General features: G+C 37.0%; 18 protein-coding genes. 7 read left to right on the top strand and 11 right to left on the bottom strand.

The window, feature by feature from the left end; all coding sequences use genetic code 11:
• The first annotated feature begins 250 nt into the window (after positions 1-250).
• A complete protein-coding gene (locus ACTH6U_RS02965) occupies positions 251-2,395 on the top strand; it encodes a two-partner secretion domain-containing protein (protein WP_441831558.1) in 2,145 nt (714 codons plus the stop codon).
• 202 nt (positions 2,396-2,597) lie between these two features.
• Positions 2,598-4,274: a ShlB/FhaC/HecB family hemolysin secretion/activation protein gene (locus ACTH6U_RS02970; protein WP_441831559.1), complete on the top strand. Its 1,677-nt coding sequence runs from the start codon at positions 2,598-2,600 to the stop codon at positions 4,272-4,274.
• 398 nt (positions 4,275-4,672) lie between these two features.
• Here ACTH6U_RS02970 and ompW read toward each other — a convergent pair whose 3' ends face one another.
• The gene (gene ompW / locus ACTH6U_RS02975; protein ID WP_441829186.1) at positions 4,673-5,311 is read right to left on the bottom strand and encodes an outer membrane protein OmpW; all 639 of its coding nucleotides are present in this window, start codon (positions 5,309-5,311) and stop codon (positions 4,673-4,675) included.
• Positions 5,312-5,726: 415 nt separating this feature from the next.
• Between ompW and ACTH6U_RS02980 the strand changes: the two genes are divergently transcribed.
• Positions 5,727-6,479, top strand: a complete 753-nt coding sequence (locus ACTH6U_RS02980; protein ID WP_441831560.1) for a YciC family protein — start codon at positions 5,727-5,729, stop codon at positions 6,477-6,479.
• 93 nt (positions 6,480-6,572) lie between these two features.
• On the opposite strand, the gene ACTH6U_RS02985 is transcribed toward ACTH6U_RS02980, so the two are convergent.
• Positions 6,573-8,390, bottom strand: a complete 1,818-nt coding sequence (locus tag ACTH6U_RS02985; protein WP_441831561.1) for a SulP family inorganic anion transporter — start codon at positions 8,388-8,390, stop codon at positions 6,573-6,575.
• A gap of 226 nt (positions 8,391-8,616) precedes the next feature.
• On the opposite strand from ACTH6U_RS02985, the gene ACTH6U_RS02990 reads away from it, so the two are divergent.
• Positions 8,617-9,174 carry a septation protein A gene (locus tag ACTH6U_RS02990; RefSeq protein WP_294106073.1) on the top strand — a complete coding sequence of 186 codons (558 nt, stop codon included), beginning with the start codon at positions 8,617-8,619 and terminating at the stop codon, positions 9,172-9,174.
• 94 nt (positions 9,175-9,268) lie between these two features.
• Here the strand turns inward: ACTH6U_RS02990 and ACTH6U_RS02995 are convergent, their stop codons facing one another.
• Positions 9,269-9,457 (bottom strand): YqaE/Pmp3 family membrane protein, encoded by a 189-nt coding sequence (locus ACTH6U_RS02995; RefSeq protein ID WP_294106197.1) that lies wholly within the window; start codon positions 9,455-9,457, stop codon positions 9,269-9,271.
• 300 nt (positions 9,458-9,757) lie between these two features.
• On the opposite strand from ACTH6U_RS02995, the gene yciA reads away from it, so the two are divergent.
• Positions 9,758-10,174, top strand: coding sequence for an acyl-CoA thioester hydrolase YciA (gene yciA / locus ACTH6U_RS03000; RefSeq protein WP_294106070.1), 417 nt, complete (start codon positions 9,758-9,760; stop codon positions 10,172-10,174).
• Positions 10,175-10,295: 121 nt separating this feature from the next.
• Here the strand turns inward: yciA and ACTH6U_RS03005 are convergent, their stop codons facing one another.
• Together ACTH6U_RS03005 and ACTH6U_RS03010 are read right to left on the bottom strand one after the other, a co-directional pair.
• Positions 10,296-11,015, bottom strand: a complete 720-nt coding sequence (locus tag ACTH6U_RS03005; protein WP_441831562.1) for a TonB family protein — start codon at positions 11,013-11,015, stop codon at positions 10,296-10,298.
• A 123-nt stretch (positions 11,016-11,138) separates the two neighbouring features.
• Positions 11,139-11,312 (bottom strand): YciY family protein, encoded by a 174-nt coding sequence (locus ACTH6U_RS03010; RefSeq protein WP_294106063.1) that lies wholly within the window; start codon positions 11,310-11,312, stop codon positions 11,139-11,141.
• A gap of 311 nt (positions 11,313-11,623) precedes the next feature.
• On the opposite strand from ACTH6U_RS03010, the gene cls reads away from it, so the two are divergent.
• Both cls and ACTH6U_RS03020 read left to right on the top strand, forming a co-directional pair.
• The gene (gene cls / locus ACTH6U_RS03015; protein WP_294106060.1) at positions 11,624-13,084 is read left to right on the top strand and encodes a cardiolipin synthase; all 1,461 of its coding nucleotides are present in this window, start codon (positions 11,624-11,626) and stop codon (positions 13,082-13,084) included.
• Positions 13,085-13,105: 21 nt separating this feature from the next.
• Positions 13,106-13,438: an HI1450 family dsDNA-mimic protein gene (locus ACTH6U_RS03020; RefSeq protein ID WP_441831563.1), complete on the top strand. Its 333-nt coding sequence runs from the start codon at positions 13,106-13,108 to the stop codon at positions 13,436-13,438.
• A gap of 96 nt (positions 13,439-13,534) precedes the next feature.
• Here ACTH6U_RS03020 and oppF read toward each other — a convergent pair whose 3' ends face one another.
• The 6 genes from oppF to ACTH6U_RS03050 all read right to left on the bottom strand — a co-directional run bounded on the left by oppF (position 13,535) and on the right by ACTH6U_RS03050 (position 20,799).
• The gene (gene oppF, locus ACTH6U_RS03025; protein WP_434719023.1) at positions 13,535-14,566 is read right to left on the bottom strand and encodes a murein tripeptide/oligopeptide ABC transporter ATP binding protein OppF; all 1,032 of its coding nucleotides are present in this window, start codon (positions 14,564-14,566) and stop codon (positions 13,535-13,537) included.
• The gene (locus ACTH6U_RS03030; protein WP_336429991.1) at positions 14,563-15,552 is read right to left on the bottom strand and encodes an ABC transporter ATP-binding protein; all 990 of its coding nucleotides are present in this window, start codon (positions 15,550-15,552) and stop codon (positions 14,563-14,565) included. Before ACTH6U_RS03030 ends, oppF begins: the two co-directional genes overlap by 4 nt.
• A gap of 11 nt (positions 15,553-15,563) precedes the next feature.
• Entirely contained in the window at positions 15,564-16,472 is a 909-nt protein-coding gene (oppC, locus tag ACTH6U_RS03035; RefSeq protein ID WP_294106052.1) for an oligopeptide ABC transporter permease OppC, read from the bottom strand.
• 14 nt (positions 16,473-16,486) lie between these two features.
• Complete coding sequence (oppB, locus tag ACTH6U_RS03040; RefSeq protein WP_294106050.1) at positions 16,487-17,407, bottom strand: oligopeptide ABC transporter permease OppB; 921 nt, start codon at positions 17,405-17,407, stop codon at positions 16,487-16,489.
• A gap of 81 nt (positions 17,408-17,488) precedes the next feature.
• Positions 17,489-19,129, bottom strand: a complete 1,641-nt coding sequence (oppA, locus tag ACTH6U_RS03045) for an oligopeptide ABC transporter substrate-binding protein OppA (RefSeq protein WP_294106047.1) — start codon at positions 19,127-19,129, stop codon at positions 17,489-17,491.
• 92 nt (positions 19,130-19,221) lie between these two features.
• Positions 19,222-20,799, bottom strand: a complete 1,578-nt coding sequence (locus ACTH6U_RS03050) for an ABC transporter substrate-binding protein (protein ID WP_441831571.1) — start codon at positions 20,797-20,799, stop codon at positions 19,222-19,224.
• Positions 20,800-20,823: the final 24 nt, after the last annotated feature.

Below are 20,823 nucleotides of genomic sequence, written 5' to 3' on the forward strand. Positions count from 1 at the left end.
TGCGTAATAATAACTACAATATCCATATCGGAGTAATTGCAATGCAATGATTAATAAGTAAAAACTTAATCTTAATATATTTACACCTTACATTCTAATTATTGTAGGTATTTATGTTACATATATATTAACCATAGGACTTAAAAATAATTAATTTTTATTTAAATTACATTTAAAGCATAATTAACTGGCTGTAATGGAATTTAAGTATGCTATTTTAATTAATTTATAGTCTAATTTAGGGATATATATGAAACAAATTAACAATAAATCACTCAATAGCCCGACATTGAGAATTAAACCCGTGTTTTTAGGTATCTCAATTGTTTTAGGGCTCGTCTCTGTCGCTCAAGGCGCAGTCACTAATATTAATGGTGCTGCTGTTATTAACCAATCTAATGGCCCCACTATTGTTCACATCAAAGGGCCAAGTGCGGGTGGTGTTTCTCATAATATTTATAGCCAATTTGATGTTGACCAAAAAGGTTTAATTTTAAATAACAGTCAAACCAATACAAGTACTCAACTTGGTGGCCAAATCAACGGTAATCTTAATTTAAGCGGTGGGACAGCTAACGTTATACTCAATGAAGTTAACTCAAATAAAGCAAGTACCTTAGGCGGTATGATTGAAGTTGCCGGTGATAAAGCACAAGTGATCGTGGCAAACGCGTCAGGTATTACCTGTAACAACTGTGGTTTTATCAATACTGAACGAGTTACTCTAACGACAGGAAAAACACTAGTAGCTGGTGGTCAGGTTATCGGTTATAACGTAGAAAAAGGTCAAATTGTTATTAAAAATCGTTTAGTATCAGATTCTCCAACTGATATTATTGCTCGTTCAGTCGCCATAGGTGGAGATATTCGAGCGAAAGAAATTAATGTTGTTTCTGGTAACAACTTTGTTGATGCCGCAGGCAACTATATAACCAACGTTACAGGCGTAGGTTATGGCTATAGCGTTGGCATAGACGTTTCTTCAGTGGGCGGCATGTATGCAGATAAAATCACTTTAGTTTCCACTGAAAATGGTTCAGGTGTTAATAATGCAGGTATTATTAGCGCTGGCACTGGTGGGCTGACCATGAGCTCAGTTGGAAACTTATTTAATGGTAATAAAATACAATCGGCTGGTGCTATAAATAGCGAGTCTTATGCTTTTAAAAATCAATCAAGCATGACTGCAATTGATGATGTAAATATTACATCAAAAAATTCCAACTTTGATAACGTGAACGGACAAATCGCCTCATCAGGTGGTAGTATTAATTTATCTAGCGCTGGTACATTGAATAATTACGGTGGAGTCATCAATGCACAAAAAGATATTAATATTAAATCTGACCTATTAGTTAATACCAATGGAAGCATCAAGACAACTAAAGGTGATATTAATTTACGAGCCACTACCGGTATTCAAAACTATCATACACTCAGAAATAATGTAAACATTCCTGACAATAGAGGCATTGTTTCCGGTAATGATTTAGTTATCAATGCGGGCTATGTTTATAATAACAATTCTAATATTACAGGTCGCGATGTAACCATCAACGCTCGTAATTTAATCGATAATAGTAATAATTCAACAATAGTTGCTAAGCGCAAAGTTAATCTTGATGCAACGAGCATTAATAATAAGTCTTCATTAATAAAATCAACTAATGGAAAAATGGATATTGCAGCGGGCTATCAGATCGTTAACGATAGATATGCCTCAATTAACAGTGGTAAAGGGTTAACGATTAAATCAAATACACTGACTAACTCAGGTTCTATCATATCTGGTGCTGGTAAATCTGTATTTGATATTGTATACCTCACAAATGCTTATGGTTATATCAAAGGTTATAATTTAGACTTTAACAATCAAACTTTCTCTAATGAAAGTGGTCTTATTCAAGCCGAAAACGATTTGAATATAGAAACATATAACTTACTTAATCGAAGTTCAATTTCATTTAAAAACTATAGTTCTAATTTTGGGCTAGCAGGAACAACTGGTGGTTTAAAAGCCGATAATGGGTCCGTTGCTATAAAAGCAAATAGCTTAGATAATTACTATGGCGAAATTTCAGCTAATATCTCAGAACGAGGTAATACTAAAGGTGATGTTAGTATTAATTTAAGAAATAACCTAGATAATCGTTATGGTAAAATAACAGGAATGAATACTGTTAAAATTAATGCTGATAAGCTTAACAATACATACTCAGGACTAATTGACGCAGGAAAAGATGCAATCATCGATGTATTCACTCGAATTGATAACGATCGTGGCAGAATTAGCTCATTAGGAACAACTAAAATTACTAGCCCAATAATCTATAATGGTTATAGTGGACTGATTTTAGGCATGACAATTATTCTTGATGGTAGAGTTTATAATTGATAATATATTCTAAGGGCCTAACCAGCCCTTTTCATTTTAATGAAAATTTATATTACTAATTTAAAAATGAATAACTATTTGTATATCCCTCACAAGATAGTTGCAAATTATAAAATTAACCATATGGGTTTTAACTAAAATAGTAATTATAATATTAAGCTTAGGGGGAGCCCCCTATTTCTCTACTATATAAGTGGTGCCTATGAAGTTTCGTTATGTGCTATTATCTATTTCATTATTTCCTTTTTTTTCGTCAGGTAACCAACTACCTGTTATCGATCAACAAATTAACAATCAAATTAGTCAAGATAAATCTCGTCAGCAACAAACTCAGTTAGAAACTAAAGATACACTCAATAAAAAAGTGGAAAAGTCGAATAACATTTTAATATTCTCAGAAGAAAAAAACTGTTTTGAAATAAAACAGGTTACTTTAATAATAGAACCTAAGTTACCGTCTATACGGCCTCTTCAGATGTATGCAAATCAAGTCATCGGACACTGCATTGGTATCAACGGTGTCCAAACACTAGCGAAAGGTTTGCAAGATAAAATAATTAAAACAGGTTATATCACAACGCGCGTCACCATCCCCGAACAAAATATTGGTGATGGTAATTTAATACTTCAAATTATTCCGGGAAAAGTCGCAAACATAAAACTAACCGACGATAGTGATAAATACATTAATTTATCCTCTGTCATGCCGACTAAAAAAGGGGATATTTTAAATCTGCGCGATATTGAGCAAGGCTTAGAAAACTTAGAAAGAATACCAAATGCAAAAATTGACATAGAATTATCGCCTAGCAGCGAACTTTCAAGCTCAGACATCACTATTAAACGGGGTAAATCACCACATTTCAATGTCGGCGGCTATTACAGTAACTCAGGGAGTAAACAAACAGGTAAAGACCAAGTGGGCGTCACGCTGTATGGGAATAATCTCACGAGCTTAAATGACACACTCTATGTATCGGCAGGTAAAAACTTAAACAACAAAGCTCGTCATAGTTCAAATAACCAATCAATTTACTATGCTGTTCCCTATAACTATTGGCTTTTTTCTGTTTATGCTAGTCAAAGCGACTATAAGCAAACTATTAAAGATACCGTCATGAGCTACAAATACTATGGTGATAGTAAATATTTGAATGCGACTGCTAGCCATATCTTAGTACGTGGTCAAACTTATAAAGATACGGTATCAATGCAATTAATGAAACGAAAATCCAAATATAAGCTTGAAGATGTCACTTTACTGTCGCAGGAAAGAAACCTTACCAACATTAAATTAGGCGTGAATCATCGACAAAATATTGATAATGCAACCATCGATGCCTCACTAAATTACCAACGTAATGTTCCTTGGTTTGGTGCTGAAGAGAGTTGGGATATGAAATATGGTGATGTCAGTACACTAGGGCGAGTTATTACATTTGATGCCAGTGGCATGATCCCTATCGTATTTGATAATTTCGTCATGAGCTATAATCCTCAGCTATTCCTACAATACTCCCGTGACCGTTTAACTATTCAAGACCAATTCTCTCTGGGAAATCGTTGGACTGTAAGAGGATTTGACGAGGAGTTTTCCCTTATTGGAGACAAAGGCTTTTATTTTCGTAATGAATTCAATTTTTATTTCCCTGGGATCTCCGTCTACCCGTACTATGCTATAGATTATGGACGCATTATTGGCGATATCTATCCTATAGGCCTTTATTCTGATGACCAATTAATCGGTACGTCCATCGGTATGAGAGGCAACATTAATATCTTTAGCTATGATCTCTTTTTGGGAACACCGCTGTATAAGCCTGATGAATATGAAACAAGTAGTATCAATGCAGGTTTAAATGTTCAATGGTTCTGGTAGTCATCTAAAATCACATATTCAAAAATCTAAAGGGTTAATTTAATTGCGCCTCACATTAGATTAGCCCCTTCCTATTTTCATTTAACAGAAATTAAATCATCAATAATAATTTTCAATAATTTACCATTACATTTATCACAGAATATGATTACTTTAATTAATTATTGCACAGGCTTATTTGTTTAATAGCTTTAATTCTGATTATTGTTCTCTATTTGGTAACTGTAAATTAATTGTTATTTTTCTTTTAAAATTATTTCAATATCCTGAAATGGTGATAAATAGAAACGATATAAATAAAAACAAAAAATCCGAGAATATAAATACTCTCGGATTTCCTACTACACTCTAATCCATCAGATTTCAGGAAATATCCTGTTTTGCATCCTGCTAAATACTTAGAAACGGTAACCGGCACCAAACATAAATACAAATGGGTCTAAACGTGTATCAACTTTTTGTTGTACGCCACCTGCTTTAAATTTAACGTCAGTTTCGATATTCATCCACCAAACAGAGGCGTTTAGCATCCAGTTATCAGTTAACATATAGTCCATACCTGCTTGTGCGGCAAAGCCCCAAGAGCTAGATAAGTCTAAGTCACTTAAACCTGCTGTTTTACCTGTTGAATTAAATTTTTCATCAAAGAAGAAGGTATAATTGACACCTGCGCCTAAATAAGGACGCAGTTTGTCTTCTTTACTACCAAAATAATATTGAGCCATTAACGTTGGTGGTAAATGTTTAACTGTTGCAATTGTTCCTGTTGGACCAGTACCGACTTTATGTTCAAAAGGAGTTGCAGCTAATAATTCAACACCAATATTATCGGTAATCATATAACCGAAAGTTAAACCTAATTGAGTATTATTATTAACATCAAATGAACCTAAAGAACCTAAAACACTTTCCGATCCTGCATTAGGTCTTACGGTTGCAGTACCCGCACGAAATAAAAAATCGCCAGCTTCGTGAGCAATTGAAATTGCCGGAGCTAGAGTTGCAGCAGCTAAGATAAGCGCAGTGAGTTTTTTCATTATCAATCCCATTCCTGTATTTTTATTTTAGGCAAATATACCTTATTATATAAATTCATGTTCAAATCAAGATCACATCTTTTACTAATTTACAGACAACATAATAAATATGATTATATTATTTCATTTATATTTTTTTAAATTTTGATTTAAATCAATTTTTGACAAATAAGCATCGAAATATAAAATGATTTTTCATTTCATTATATTTCCGTCACGTTTATAACTTATATTTGAAATACATGTTAAGTGTATTTGATTATAAAAAACATTATTAACACCTATTTAGCGTGTTAATTTCAAATAACAATTATTGCTAACTCCCAGACTTTTCTTATCTTTCTCTACCTATGAGCAGGATACTCAGTTACAATTAGCTAAAATTATGATCTCATTTGTAGATAGGAGCAGTTAGATGTCCATTTCGGCCAATTCACTCATCAGTGACAGTATCAATTTTTTTAAAAATCAGTTGAGTGGCCTATCCACAATCGTACTGTTAGCAACTGCGGTTAGCCTGATTTTTTACGCTGTCATGATCCCAAATGAGCAAATGATAGGGGTACTTATTGAAGCGCAAAGTAAGCTAGTCGAAGCGGGCAATTCAGGCTTGCAAGACTGGGTACTTAGCCTTTCTGAAGCGGATAAAAGCAGCATTTTACGTGTATCTTTTGGGTTGATATTATCAGTAACACTCGGCAGTCTAGTATTGATTTGTGGTGTACTATCTTATATAGCAGGAATGTCTCAAGGTGAGGAAATGACGGGTACGCAAGCCATTGTATCGTCATTATCTAAAGCGCCATCCATGTTTCTGTTATTAGTGGTTTGCTCGCTGCTTATTCAACTAGGCATCACTATTATGGTGCTTCCTGGTATTGTGCTTGCCATTGGTTTTTCGTTAGCCCCAGCGATTCTTATCAGTGAAAAAACTAATCCATTTAGTGCTATGGGTAAAAGTTGGAAGATGGCTTATGCCAATTGGCGAATTGCATTACCAATGGTATTAATCTGGATGGCGTCACAAATGCTAGTGAGTGTTTTACTCAGCAGTGTCCAATTAAATCATATTGTTGCTAACGGTATTTCGTTCCTAATAAATAATATTATTGCCGCTTTTGCACTAATTTATTTCTACCGTTTATACATGCTGATTTACAAAAACTGACTTAGCATCAATTCAAATATTCAGGGCGCATAATAAATGCGCCCTTTTTTTGACTCACTAAATAACAATTTTTGTTTTGCTATTTTTTAAGAATTATCTGTCTTCATGTTTAATTTGTTCAGTAAGTGGCATAACACCATTATATTTTAGCGTACCCGCAGTTTGTTCTACCTCATCAATTACTCGCTCTTCTACTGCCTTTCTATCTTCTACACATTTTATTTGTATTTGCTGCTTACTCTGAATTAAGCGGATTGCAAAATAAATATCTGGCACAACTAATAAATCATCATCAGAACGTATAATTTTATTTTGTTCTAACCATCGATTAACAGAGGTACGCCGCCCTGCTAAAACCAGAGTAACCCCTTTTGCTTTCAATGAGGTCACAATGTCATTTAGGGCAGAAAAAACGCTAACATCATTATGCGTAAAGCTCACCGCAGCATCGACGATGATCCAAGCGGGCCTTTTAGGCTGATTATCTAAATGTTTATTTAAGCGTTCTTTGAAATAATTAACATTAAAATAAGTCAGCGGAGAATTAAAACGATAAATCAAAACACCGTCTACTGGTTGGATGTCATTACCCGGCGTTATAGAGTGCAACATGCCTTGGTCATCAACACCTAAAAGCTGATCAGTCGGACGAAAAATAATACGAATAAATTGCAACAAACCTAATAATACCGCAAGTCCAACGCCACTAATAAGCCCAACGACTAATACGGCACACAGCGTAAATATGCAGAGGAAAAAAGCCTCGCGATTACGTTTACGCATTGAAAATATACTTCGGAAATTAATTAATGATAATGTCGAAATAACAAGCACCACACCCAATGCGGGCATCGGTATATAACCGAGTAAGTCCATAGAAAAAAGTAAAACAGCCAATATTGTTAATGCTGCAACTATTGAAACTAATTGTGTTTTCCCGCCCATCATATCATTAACAGCTGTTCGGCTACTTGCCGCGCTCACAGCAAAGCCTTGCGACAATGCCGAGGCAATATTCGCCAATCCCAAAGCACGTAATTCCTGATCAGCATCGACGGTATAACCATTTTTACTTGCAAAGCTACGCGCCGTCATCATAAAACTCACAAAGCTTATCACCGCAAGGTTTAAGGACGGAATGACAAGATCGCGAATTAATCCGGGAGGGAAATCAGGCATAGGGATTGATGGCAATCCATTACCAAGATTTCCAACAATACTCACCCCATATTGTTCAAGATTAAATAACAGACTCGCAGCGGTAGCTAAGACCATAGCAATTAATAATGAAGGCCATTTACTGCGAATTTTTCGAATCACAATCGTGATAGTTAATGTTGCCACTGCAATAATTAACGTTGGAATATGTGTTTGAGATAACGATAAAGGAAATGCAATTAAGCGCTCAATAAAACCAGAAGGTAGGGTCGTAATACCAAAAATTTTGCCCAATTGACTGACAACAATCGTCAATGCAACCCCATTGAGTAATCCTTGTAGAATCGGGCGAGACAAAAAATCAGCAAAAGTCCCTAATCGAAATCTTGCCGCAATTAAACACCAGACCCCCGTCATCAAGCTCATCACAATGATCAATTGCCACCGCGTATTGGCATCACCCATTGCTAATGGGCTAACGGCTGCCGCTATTACGGCGCACGTTGCCGCATCAGGCCCAATAATAAGCTGTTTTGAAGTACCAAATAAGGCATAAACAAACATCGGCAATATACAGGCATATAAACCCACGATTGCATTAACACCCATCAGTTCTGCGTAGGCGATGGCAACAGGCAATGCCACAGCAGCAACCGACAACCCCGCCTTCACATCAGGCCCTAAGTCTGCAAGTTGATATTTGAACAGTGTTTCTAATCCTGGCATCCAGGCAAATAGCCTAGCTTTAATCATGTTCTGAAAAACCCCTATAAATTAGGTAGTTAAAATAATATACACACTATTTATATATCAACCGCACAAGTTAATCTAGAAGTAAGTCAAATAACAGTAAGATTGTGCAAATATAATTGGTAACAATGCGTGTTTATTGGTAAAAAGATGCAAACTTTTAACAATCCAAGCAAAAATCAGTTAAACTACTCCATTATCTTGACGTTGAGGCTATGTATTCACTGTTATGAAACAACTTATTGATTTTATTCCTTTAGTCATCTTTTTTATCGTCTATAAGCGATATGATATTTTTTATGCGAGTGGCGCCTTGATGGTTGCGACTCCTCTGGCATTACTTGCGACTTATCTGATCTATAAAAAAGTAGAAAAAGTGGCGAAAATTACCTGCGCTATTGTTATGGCCTTTGCCGCATTAACACTTATTTTCCATAGTGATGTCTTCATTAAATGGAAAGTAACTATCATTTACGGTCTTTTTGCTATCGCGCTACTAGTAAGCCAGTGGTTCACTGAAAAACCATTAATTCAAAGAATGCTCGGTAGTAATCAAGAAATTAAATTGGCTGATAGTTATTGGGCAAAACTCAACAGTGCGTGGGCTATCTTTTTTATAGTCTGTGCAATCGTTAATATCTATGTTGCCTTTTGGATGGCACAAGATATTTGGGTTAACTTTAAAGTCTTTGGTTTAACGGCTGGTACACTTATTTTTACAGTTCTCAGTGTGGTTTATATTTTTAAAAATATGACCAAAGAACCTGTAGAAGAACATAAAGAATAGGCTTTATAAATTATATTTAGCTTCGAAACATAAAAACCTGCTATTTAATAAAAGCAGGTTTTTTTATTTAGATGACAACATCATTATTCAGTCATTATCGACCAAACGCTTTATTTATCTTTTTATCGGTATTGTATTGAGATAATGCATATACCGACCATATCGCTGCGGGTATCCAGCCAATGAGCGTAATCTGTAAAATTAAGCAGATAATTCCCGCAAAAGGCCGCCCAATGGTAAAGAACTGAAACCAAGGTAGTAATAGTGCCAATATTAATCTCATCATGAATCTCCCTAATTATCTTTCATCGATAACATGTCATCTTTTTAGTATAGACAATCTAACCTGTTAACTAAATGTAAAAGACGTTTCTTGTTTTTTCTTTGCATTAATTTAGTTTATTACAGGAGGCGTTTGACACACTATAGTCAATATTGATGATTAACGTATTTTCTTCATACAAAAATCATTTGGTTATAAATCATCGTGGCAGAAGATGTTGTTCTAGTTTACTATTGTCACTATAATTTGCTATAAAAGTATAATTATCCTTTAAATCATTATTTTAACTAAGAGTTGGATATGCAATTACCTAACGGGGAACTCGTCTTACGCACGCTGGCTATGCCTGCGGACACCAATGCAAATGGCGATATTTTTGGTGGTTGGTTAATGTCTCAAATGGACATTGGCGGCGCTATTCTAGCGAAAGAAATCGCACTGGGACGTGTTGTCACCGTCGCGGTTAATGGTATTAAATTTCAAAAGCCTGTTGCTGTGGGTGACGTCGTTTGTTGCTATGCACGTTGTGTAAAAACAGGAAAAAGCTCGATCACTATCAATATTGAAGTTTGGGTAAAAAAAGTGGCTACAGAACCCGTAGGTCAACGTTACCGTGCAACTGATGCCATTTTTACTTATGTCGCAGTCAATGACGACAGTACACCTCGTGAATTGCCAAAAGAAAAACAACATTTTCAGTTAGAAAGCTCAGATTAAGCTAGCTTTACGACTTGCAAATATAGCCATAAAATAAAAAATACCGCTGTGAAATAATTATTCACGGCGGTATTTTTTATCAAGAAAGTAATGGGGTAACTTTATAATATGACTTCTATTCTTATACTTGGCTAACCGTACCATCAAGTTTGAAATAAATTTCTGTCACATAACCTTTAGCGGGTTGTTTTTCATATGCCCAACGATTCATCGTGCGTTTAACATCTCGCTCAAATAATCCTTTTGGTGAAACTTCCACAAACTCAATATTCGTCACACGCCCATCTTCATCAATATCATAACGGACTTTAACATAACCTTCTTTACCCAGTCGTCGTGCGCGATCTGGATATGGAGGAGCCTGCTTACGTAACGCTTTAGGCCCACTCTTACTCGTTGATTGGTTGTTAGCCGGGCCATTATTTTTGGCAGTCACATTCGATTTTTCTGCCTTCGATTGTGAATTAGACTCTGTGTTTGAATTATTTGTTGCCAGCTGCTTTTCAACAGGCTTAGCCTCTTCTTTAATTTTTTTCTTTTCTTCTACTTTAGGTTTTGGTTTCTTTTTAACTTCAGGTTTTTTTTGCGGTAAAGCAATAGCTGGCTCAACAACGGGTTCAGGTTCCACGATAGGTTCTGGTTCTGGCTCAGGTTCCACCGGCGTTTCTACCTGCGGTACAGGCTGAGCTGCGGGAGCCTCCTCTTCAAACGCTATCATTGCAATGCTCATAGGTTCTGGATTTTTAACCAAATTTGGTTGATTGAAAATCCAAGCCATCGCGAGGCCTGCATGTATAGATAACGAGATAACAATAATGAAAACCCAACGGATCCAGCGCATATGCAATTTCTACCCTACACCTGTACTTAATGAATATGACTGATAGTTTAAATGCAAATAGCAATCATATTCAATAAGCTTTATCACTCAAAGTGAAAAATGTGAATAAAAGCCTTAATAACCCTACTCACACCATTGAGCAAATAACAGAGAATGACGACGTTTATAAATGTCAATTTTACGCATTGAGTAGATGTGCATATTACGCCTAGAATGCCCTTCCAACCAGCGGCGACGGCGTCTAAGAGCCTGTCTTAACATTCTCCAGCGAGCAACTTCATGCCTACTACGTCTCATTTATTGTGTCCTTTTCAGATGAATAATTAATTTTCAAAAAATATTATATTCTTTTGCTCAAAGGAGCCAAGTAGAACTTTTTTAGCCCCTAAATATCCATTTAAATAATTACAACCATAAATAATAAACAAGCTAAATTATAATTTCATTATAGATTTATGCATTTAACAAAGCTTTTGTAACCAATTTTTGCTAAATTCTATTAAGTTTAGTTTTGATCATGATTTTATATGGTGAAATTTAGCTAAACTCTCGTTTTTTGACACTATTTCTTCCATTTTTCACCCTGTCAGTGAGGCATGCAATCAATTATGGCAACAGTCTATACTTTCGTTAGCTGGCTATTTTTTTTCCTTTATTGGCTAATTATTGCAGCTGTTACAGTTCGAATTCTAGTAAAACGAAGACCTGTGACTTCAGCGATGACGTGGTTATTAATTATCTATATCCTGCCATTGGTCGGTATCATTGCGTATGTTGCTTTTGGTGAGTTACATTTAGGCAAGCGCCGTGTCGATAAAGCACATCACATGTGGCCATCAGTCGCAACATGGCTAGAAAATTTACGTCATTCAAAACATATATTCACGTCAGAGAATAGTCCTGTCGCCGAGCCTCTGTTTCAACTCTGTGAAAAACGCCAAGGCATTGCTGGCGTAAAAGGCAACCGAATACAACTCTTAACAACTTGTGAAGACTCTCTCAAAGCGATTGTTAATGATATCAACAATGCGCAACACTCCATTGAAATGGTATTTTATATCTGGCAGCCTGGTGGTCTTGTTGACGGCGTTACAGACGCCCTTCTTAACGCGGCTAAGCGCGGTGTCAAATGTCGTATTATGGTTGACTCTGCGGGTAGCTGGCATTTTTTCCGTAGTGATTATCCAGATAAAATGCGCGCAGCAGGTATTGAGTTCATTGAATCGCTTAAAGTTAATTTAATGCGTTTTTTCTTACGCCGTATGGATTTACGTCAACATCGTAAGATAGTCATTATCGATAATTATATTTCATACACCGGTAGTATGAATATGGTCGACCCACGCTATTTTAAGCAAGATTCAGGGGTGGGTGAGTGGATTGATATACTGGTTCGAATGGAAGGCCCTGTAAGCACCACCTTGGGTATTGTCTATGCTTTTGACTGGGAGATGGAAACCGGCCAACGTATACTGCCACCGCCGCCTGATGCCAATATGATGCCATTTGAACAAGCCAATGGACATACAACGCAAACTATTGCCTCAGGGCCAGGTTTCCCTGATGAGCTTATTCAACAATCTTTAATGACAGCCATGTTTTCTGCACGTAAGCAGTTAATTATGACGACCCCCTACTTCGTACCGAGTGATGACCTGTTACATGCCATTTGCACTGCTGCAATGCGTGGTGTTGACGTCAGTATTATTATGCCTCGTCAAAATGACTCATTTTTAGTACGTTGGGCAAGTCGCTCGTTTTACACCGAATTACTGGAATCTGGCGTTAAGATTTATCAGTTCGAAGATGGCTTACTACATACAAAAAGCGTCCTTGTCGATGGCGAACTCAGTTTAGTCGGCTCAGTTAACCTAGACATGCGCAGCTTATGGTTAAACTTTGAGATAACTGTTGTCATCGACGATAAGAGTTTTGGTAGCGATCTCACGCTTGTCCAGTATGACTACATGGCTCGCTCAACTCGCTTAGAAATAGATGAATGGGAACAACGTCCATTTTGGAATCGTGTCGTTGAACGCTTATGTTATTTCTTTAGCCCATTGTTATAATTATAATTTTTAGGAACGACCATGACAGCAACGCATAATACAAATTTAATTGATGAAGATGAAATCATTGAAATCGCATATGACCTTTTCCTCGAAGGGGCAATGGATAATCTAGAACCTGCGGATCAATTAATTTTTGCTTTACAGTTTGAAGAGTGTGGTGCGGCAGAAATAGTGCCCATAACTGATCACTGGCAAATGATTTTAACAAATGAGCTTGAGTTAAAAACGCTAAGTGAAGTCGTGATCGGATTGGCGAAAACGGCCGAAGATGAGCTAGATGATATTTTTGCACGAATTCTCATTAGCCGTGATCCTAAAAAACCATTCCATCATATTTTATGGAAAAACTAGTTTTTATCTAAATACTTTCAAATAGTTATTGTCATGCAATAAAAAGGGCCGATTGGCCCTTTTTATTTTTTTAACGCTAATTTTAAACCACTATGATTAAAGTGGATCAATTTTTAAGCATGATACTGCATGTTTAAAACTACCTTCCAATAATGGTCTTGTTTTACTACATTCCTCATCCGCCAGCGGGCAGCGCGTTCTAAATACACAACCAGATGGTGGGTTAATCGGTGATGGGAGTTCCCCATCGAGTAATTCAATCACTTTATTTTTTTCTTTGTCAGGATCGGGGACAGGAACAGCAGACATCAGCGCTCGAGTATAAGGATGTAATGGATGATTATACACCTCGTCATAAGTACCTAATTCGACGGCATGACCTAAATACATCACTAATACGCGATCTGATATATGTTTCACTACCGCTAAATCATGGGCGATAAAAATCAGTGAAAGCTTCATTTCGCGCTGTAGTTCCTGCAACAAATTGACGACTTGTGCTTGAATGGAAACGTCGAGTGCTGATACTGGCTCATCACAAATAACCAATTTAGGTTCAAGAATCAACGCACGGGCAATCCCAATTCTCTGGCATTGCCCGCCAGAAAACTCATGCGGATAACGGTTAATCAGATTAGGTAATAAGCCGACCTTCAACATCATCGCTTTTACTTTTTCAAGAATCTGAGTATGTGACATTTCTGGATGATAAGTTTTGAGTGGTTCTGCAATAATATCGCCAATGGTCATACGTGGATTCAGTGATGCCAATGGATCTTGAAAAATCATTTGGATATCACTACGCACATTACGCCATTCTTTATTGCTCATTCCAAGTAAATCTTTGCCTAACCAACTCACCGTACCATCGGTCGCTTTAACTAAGCCAATGAGGGCTCGTGCAAAAGTTGATTTACCGCACCCTGACTCACCGACAACACCTAAAGTTTCACCTTCATAAAGACGCAAAGTAACGCCATCAACTGCTTTAAGACTTTTATCTGGCTGCCAAAACCATTGTTTTTTATCTCGAATCGAAAAGTGAACTTTAAGATCGTTAACTTCCAATAAGACTTGCCTGTCTTGTTTTTGCCTGTCTTGTTCTTGATTAGTAGATTGCTGTGTCATGCTAATTCCTCCACAGGCTGAAAGCAGGCACGTAGGCGATTTTGTGAGAATCCTGTTAGCAGAGGTTCATTTTCAACACATTGAGCGCTAGCAAACTGGCAACGAGGAGAAAATGGACACCCTTTAGGCAATCTTAATAGATTCGGTGGATTGCCTGGAATAGTTGCCAGACTTTCGTCATCACCATCAAGACGCGGTACCGCAGCAAGCAAACCTAAAGAATAAGGGTGTGATGGCGCATAAAAAATATCGCGCGCAGTACCATACTCCATGGTACGCCCTGCGTACATAACCAATACTTTGTCACATACACCTGCCACAACGCCTAAGTCATGTGTTATCAAAATAATAGCTGTATCAAATTCACTTTTTAGCTCATTTAAGAGCGTCATAATTTGTGCTTGCACAGTAACATCTAATGCGGTTGTGGGTTCATCTGCAATCAATAGCTTAGGTTGACATAATAATGCCATTGCAATCATAACTCGTTGACGCATTCCACCTGAAAATTCATGGGGATACATATGCATACGTTTACGCGCTTCTGGCATTTTCACTGCATCAAGCATACGAATAGATTCTTCAAATGCCTCATGACGACTCATTCCTTTATGAAGCATTAAAACTTCAGAAAGTTGGATACCTATTTTTAGATAAGGATTTAATGATGTCATTGGATCTTGAAATATCATCGATATTTCTTCAGCTCGCATTTTATTAAGTTCTTTTTCCTTTAAATTAAGGATCTCTCGCCCATTAAAAATAGCAGAACCCCCAATGTGGCCATTTTTGGCGAGTAATCCCATTAATGCAAATGCCGTTTGTGATTTACCTGAGCCCGATTCCCCAACAATTCCAAGGGTCTCTCCTGCACTTAATTCAAAATTAAGTTTATTAACCGCTGTCACATCACCATCTTGTGTAGAAAATGTCACATTGAGATCTTTTACAGTTAAAAGAGGGCTTTTAGATGTCATTATTGTCATATATATCCCCTTTAACGATCTTTCGGGTCGAGGGCATCACGTAAGCCATCGCCGATAAAATTGAAACAAAATAATGTAATCACTAAGAATCCCGCAGGTATAAGCAGCAACCAAGGTGTGACTTCCATTGAATTAGCACCATCGCTGAGTAATGCCCCCCAACTACTTAACGGCTCTTGAGTTCCTAAACCTAAAAAGCTTAAGAATGATTCAAACAAAATCATACTTGGCACTAATAATGATGCATACACCACAACCACCCCGAGCACATTAGGTACGATATGACGTAAAATAATATGTCGAGTACTTACACCACTCACTAATGCAGCTTCGATAAATTCTTTACGTTTAAGACTTAATGTTTGCCCACGCACAATACGTGCCATATCAAGCCAAGACACCATACCGATGGCAACAAATATCAGTAAAATGTTGGTACCAAATAAAGTGACTAATAAAATGACAAAAAACATAAAAGGAAATGAATTTAGAATTTCAAGAATACGCATCATCAATGAGTCAATTTTGCCGCCGACATAACCCGCCAATGAGCCATATAAAGTACCGACTATAACAGCCACGAGTGCGGCTGCGACACCAACCATCAATGAAATTCTTCCACCAATAGCGACTCGAACAAGTAAATCACGTCCAGATGCATCGGTCCCGAAATAATGTCCTGTTGCCGCATCTGGCGGCATAGACATCATTTCCCAATCCGTATCATCATAAAGAAATGGCGATAACATCGGGGCAAAAATAACAAACAACGTAATTAAAAATAAAATGCATAAACTAAAAATGGCGGCACGATTATGAATAAAACGCCGACGGGCATCCTGCCAAAGACTACGCCCTTCAATATCAAGCTGCTCTGTAAATTGCTCCAGAGCTTCACTATTTTTTTTATTTAATAACATAGTGGGTCTCCGGTCTAATAACGAATTTTAGGGTCAATAACGGCATATAACACATCAACGATGGCATTAAAGGCAATCGTTAATATACCCACTAATATTGTCAAACTCAGTACCAATGAATAATCTCGGTTTAACGCGCCATTAACAAATAATTGCCCAATCCCCGGTAAACCAAATATAGTTTCAACAACCATTGAACCAGTAATAATGCCAACAAATGCAGGCCCCATATATGACAATACCGGGAGTAATGCAGGCTTTAATGCGTGACGTAAAATAATGGTTCTTAACGGTAAACCTTTGGCGCGGGCAGTGCGAATGAAATTAGAATGCATAATTTCAATCATAGAACCACGAGTGATACGAGAAATACTCGCAATATATGCTAACGAAAGTGCAACCATCGGTAAAATCATGTGTGTGGCGTTACCACCATCCCAACCTCCACCTGGTAGCCATTTTAAGTGAATGGCAAAAATAAGTACCAACAGTGGAGCCACAACGAAGCTTGGGATGACAACCCCCGTCATGGCAAAGCCCATGACTGTAAAATCCCACTTAGTATTTTGATTAAGTGCAGCAATCACCCCCGCAGTTACACCAAAAAAAACCGCAACAATAAAAGCAGTCGCGCCTAATTTGGCTGATACCGGAAATGCCTTAGCCACTAATTCATTAACACTGTAATCTTTATATTTAAACGAGGGACCAAAGTCGCCTTTAGAAAGCTGAACAAGATAATTAAAATATTGCTTATACATCGGATCATTAAGATGATATTTGGCTTCAATATTTGCCATCACTTCCGGCGGCAATTTTCTCTCCCCCGTAAAAGGACTTCCAGGTGCAAGTCGCATCATAAAAAATGAAATGGTGATAAGAATCAAAAGTGTCGGAATTGCTTCAAGTAAACGACGCAAAATAAATTTAAACATTGCCCTTTCCTACTTCTATTGCCTATTAGGCTGTAATGGTCAAATGAAGTCTGGCCCATCATTAGAGCCAGACTAATATGACTAGTGCTTGATAATATAGAGATCTTTAGTATGTAGGTTATCTAATGGGTCTTTACCACTATAGCCACCCACATAAGGTTTAACTAAGCGAGTATTTACATAATAGTAAAGAGGGACAATTCCGGAGTCTTTATCAAGCAATTTCTCAGCTTGTTTATATAATTCGGCACGTTCTTCATCAGTCTTAACTTGTAATGTTTTTTTCATTACAGCGTCAAAGTCAGTATTTTTATAGTGAACGGTATTATTACTACTATAGGAAAGTAACATATTTAAGAAAGAAGAAGGTTCGTTATAATCTGCACACCAACCTGCTCGGGAAATATCATAAGTTCCTTGATGACGACTATCTAAGAATGTTTTCCATTCCTGATTTTCAAGTTTTACTTCTGCGCCGATATTTTTCTTCCACATTGACGCTGCGGCAATAGCAATTCGTTTATGTAAGTCAGACGTGTTATATAACAAATTAAACTTCAGTGGATTCGATTTATTATACCCAGCCTCTTCCAGTAATTGCTTCGCTTTTTCATTACGTTGTTCCTGAGTCATATTAGTATACCACTCCGGTTTTTCTGCATTCATCCCATAAATAAAGGGAGGAGTAAATCCATATGCAGGAATATCACCTTGCGCCTTCACTTTATAAGTGATCACATCTCTATCCATTGAAAGCTTCAGCGCCTCTCTCACTTTCGGATTATTAAACGGCGGTTTTTCATTATTAATTTCATAGTAATAAGTACACAAATATGGACTTACACGTAATTCATTCGGCATATTTTCTTTTAAGCTTTTGAATTGTTCTATTGGCAAATTGCTATAAGTCATATCAATTTCACCACTACGATAGCGGTTAACATCTGTAACTTCAGAAGAGATCGGCAGGAAAGTAACCTGATCTATCACCGTATTCGCATTATCCCAATAAGTTGGGCTACGCTCTAAAACAATACGTTCATTAACGGTCCAATCTTTTAATTTATACGCACCATTTCCGACAAAATTTTGTGGTTGGGTCCATTTGGCACCGTATTTTTCAATCGTTTTTTTATTAACGGGTGACATGGATGAGTGAATTAACAATTTAGGAATATAAGGCACTGCCTCACTTAACGTAATAACCAAAGTATGGTCATCAAGCGCTTTGACGCCTAATTCTGATGGTTTTTTCTTACCAGTAATAACATCATCGACATTGAGAAAATGGGCGTACTGTAAATAGCTTGCATATGGTGATGCGGTATCTGGATCAGCTAAACGTTGCCAACTGTATACAAAATCCTGCGCAGTAACTGGGTCACCGTTTGACCATTTTGCATCTTCACGAATTTTAAATGTCCACTCAGTAAAATCTTTATTTTCCCAACTCGTTGCTGAGCCAGGTAAGATTTCACCATTTGGGCCAACAATTGTAATACCTTCTAGCAGATCTCTTGCTAATGCCGATTCAGGAACACCTTCAATTTTATGAGGATCAAGTGATTGAGGTTCTGAGCCATTATTGCGTACTAAAAGTTGTTTTTCTGCCAATTCGACACCAGCAGGGATTGTTGCTGCAAAACTACTTGCAACACTACCCGCCATGAGTCCAGCAGTAACACTTAATGCAACAAGAGTTTTATTGATTAATTTACTCATCGTATCAGCTACTCCCTTACTATTATTATGATTGTGTTGTTGATGTATTTACTTACTCATGTTTGTAAGCACTTTTTGTAGTTATTTAAATATTATTTATCATCTTCTCTTATATATAACCGCTTAATATCCATATAATCAAGAGGGTCTTCACCTTTAAATCCACCAACTGTCGGATTTATCATTCGAGCACTAACGCGGTAATAAACGGGGACAATCGCAGAATCGGCATCTAATAGCGCTTCAGCTTGTTGATAAATTTGATTACGTTCGAGGGGGGTTGGCGCGATTAAGGCCTTTTCGAGTAGTGCATCAAAGCCTTTGTTCTTATAAAACGCCGTATTATTACTATTTTGCGATAACATCATATTCAAAAAAGAGGTAGGCTCATTATAATCCGCACACCAAGTTGCTCGAGCAACATCATAATTTCCTTCATGCCGACTTTGTAATGATGTTTTCCACTCCTGATTTTGTAATATAACTTGCGCTCCAATATTTTTTTTCCACATAGAAGCTGCAACAATAGCTTGCTGTTTATTTTGATCGGACGTGTTATATAAAAGAGAGAACTTAAGCGGATTTTTTTCATTATATCCGGCTTCGGCTAGCAATAGCTTGGCTTTTTGATATCGTTGTTCTGGGCTTAATTTAACCCAACTAGGTAATGCGAAATCACCATTATTAATAAAAGTAGGTGTAAAACCGTAAGCAACAGTTTGTCCTTGCGCAATAATTTTATTTGTAATGGTTTCTCTGTCTAAGCCTAATTTAATTGCTTCCCTCACCCTTGAGTCATTAAATGGTGCTTTTTGATTGTTAATCTCATAATAGAAAGTACACAAGTATGGGCGTACATATAATTCATTTGGTCTTTCTACCTGCATTTTTTGAAATAGTGCGGGAGGAATGGCCGAGTTTGTAATATCAATTTCACCACTACGGTAACGATTAATATCACTAACTTCAGAGGAGATTGATAAAAAGGTAGCTTGGTTAATTCGACTATTTTTATTATTCCAATATTGCGGATTGCGTTTAACAACAATACGTTCATTAACAATCCATTGATCTAATAAATAAGCGCCATTTCCGACAAAATTTTGAGGTTGGGTCCACTTGTCACCATACTGTTCAATGATTTTCATGTTAACGGGTTTCATCGCAGTATGTCCTAACATGTCCACAAAATATGGAACAGGACGACTTAATGTAACTTCTAAATGATGATTATCTAACGCTTTAACACCGAGAGATTCAACTGGCATATCTCCTTTTAATATTTCAGCAGCATTTTCAATATAGGCATTTTGTAAATAACTTGAATAAGGAGAACCTGTCTTTGGATCAGCTAAACGTCGCCAACTGTAAACAAAATCTTCAGCGATAACCTGAGTCCCATCACTCCAGCGTGCATCTTCTCTTAATGTAAAAATCCAACGCGTATATTTATCATTCTCCCAATTTTTAGCGACTCCAGGTGTTAACTTTCCGTCGATATCCGTATAAACCAATCCTTCTAATAAGTTCAAAATGATATTACTTTCAGGAACACCTTCAACCTTATGCGGGTCAAGGGATACGACTTCAGAGCCATTATTAATAGTAATTATTTGCGGTGATACATTTTTAGTAAGTTCATTTGCCTTAGCCTCTAACGCTAAAAACAAAAAAGGAAGTATGCTCAAATATGT

It is taken from the genome of Providencia sp. (assembly GCF_052096715.1).
GTDB lineage: Bacteria > Pseudomonadota > Gammaproteobacteria > Enterobacterales > Enterobacteriaceae > Providencia.

Coding starts and splice junctions, on each gene's coding strand:
- ACTH6U_RS02965 (WP_441831558.1), top strand. CDS start 251: ATGAAACAAATTAACAATAAATCACTCAATAGCCCGACATTGAGAATT.
- ACTH6U_RS02970 (WP_441831559.1), top strand. CDS start 2,598: ATGAAGTTTCGTTATGTGCTATTATCTATTTCATTATTTCCTTTTTTT.
- ompW (WP_441829186.1), bottom strand. CDS start 5,311: ATGAAAAAACTCACTGCGCTTATCTTAGCTGCTGCAACTCTAGCTCCG.
- ACTH6U_RS02980 (WP_441831560.1), top strand. CDS start 5,727: ATGTCCATTTCGGCCAATTCACTCATCAGTGACAGTATCAATTTTTTT.
- ACTH6U_RS02985 (WP_441831561.1), bottom strand. CDS start 8,390: ATGATTAAAGCTAGGCTATTTGCCTGGATGCCAGGATTAGAAACACTG.
- ACTH6U_RS02990 (WP_294106073.1), top strand. CDS start 8,617: ATGAAACAACTTATTGATTTTATTCCTTTAGTCATCTTTTTTATCGTC.
- ACTH6U_RS02995 (WP_294106197.1), bottom strand. CDS start 9,457: ATGAGATTAATATTGGCACTATTACTACCTTGGTTTCAGTTCTTTACC.
- yciA (WP_294106070.1), top strand. CDS start 9,758: ATGCAATTACCTAACGGGGAACTCGTCTTACGCACGCTGGCTATGCCT.
- ACTH6U_RS03005 (WP_441831562.1), bottom strand. CDS start 11,015: ATGCGCTGGATCCGTTGGGTTTTCATTATTGTTATCTCGTTATCTATA.
- ACTH6U_RS03010 (WP_294106063.1), bottom strand. CDS start 11,312: ATGAGACGTAGTAGGCATGAAGTTGCTCGCTGGAGAATGTTAAGACAG.
- cls (WP_294106060.1), top strand. CDS start 11,624: ATGGCAACAGTCTATACTTTCGTTAGCTGGCTATTTTTTTTCCTTTAT.
- ACTH6U_RS03020 (WP_441831563.1), top strand. CDS start 13,106: ATGACAGCAACGCATAATACAAATTTAATTGATGAAGATGAAATCATT.
- oppF (WP_434719023.1), bottom strand. CDS start 14,566: ATGACACAGCAATCTACTAATCAAGAACAAGACAGGCAAAAACAAGAC.
- ACTH6U_RS03030 (WP_336429991.1), bottom strand. CDS start 15,552: ATGACAATAATGACATCTAAAAGCCCTCTTTTAACTGTAAAAGATCTC.
- oppC (WP_294106052.1), bottom strand. CDS start 16,472: ATGTTATTAAATAAAAAAAATAGTGAAGCTCTGGAGCAATTTACAGAG.
- oppB (WP_294106050.1), bottom strand. CDS start 17,407: ATGTTTAAATTTATTTTGCGTCGTTTACTTGAAGCAATTCCGACACTT.
- oppA (WP_294106047.1), bottom strand. CDS start 19,129: ATGAGTAAATTAATCAATAAAACTCTTGTTGCATTAAGTGTTACTGCT.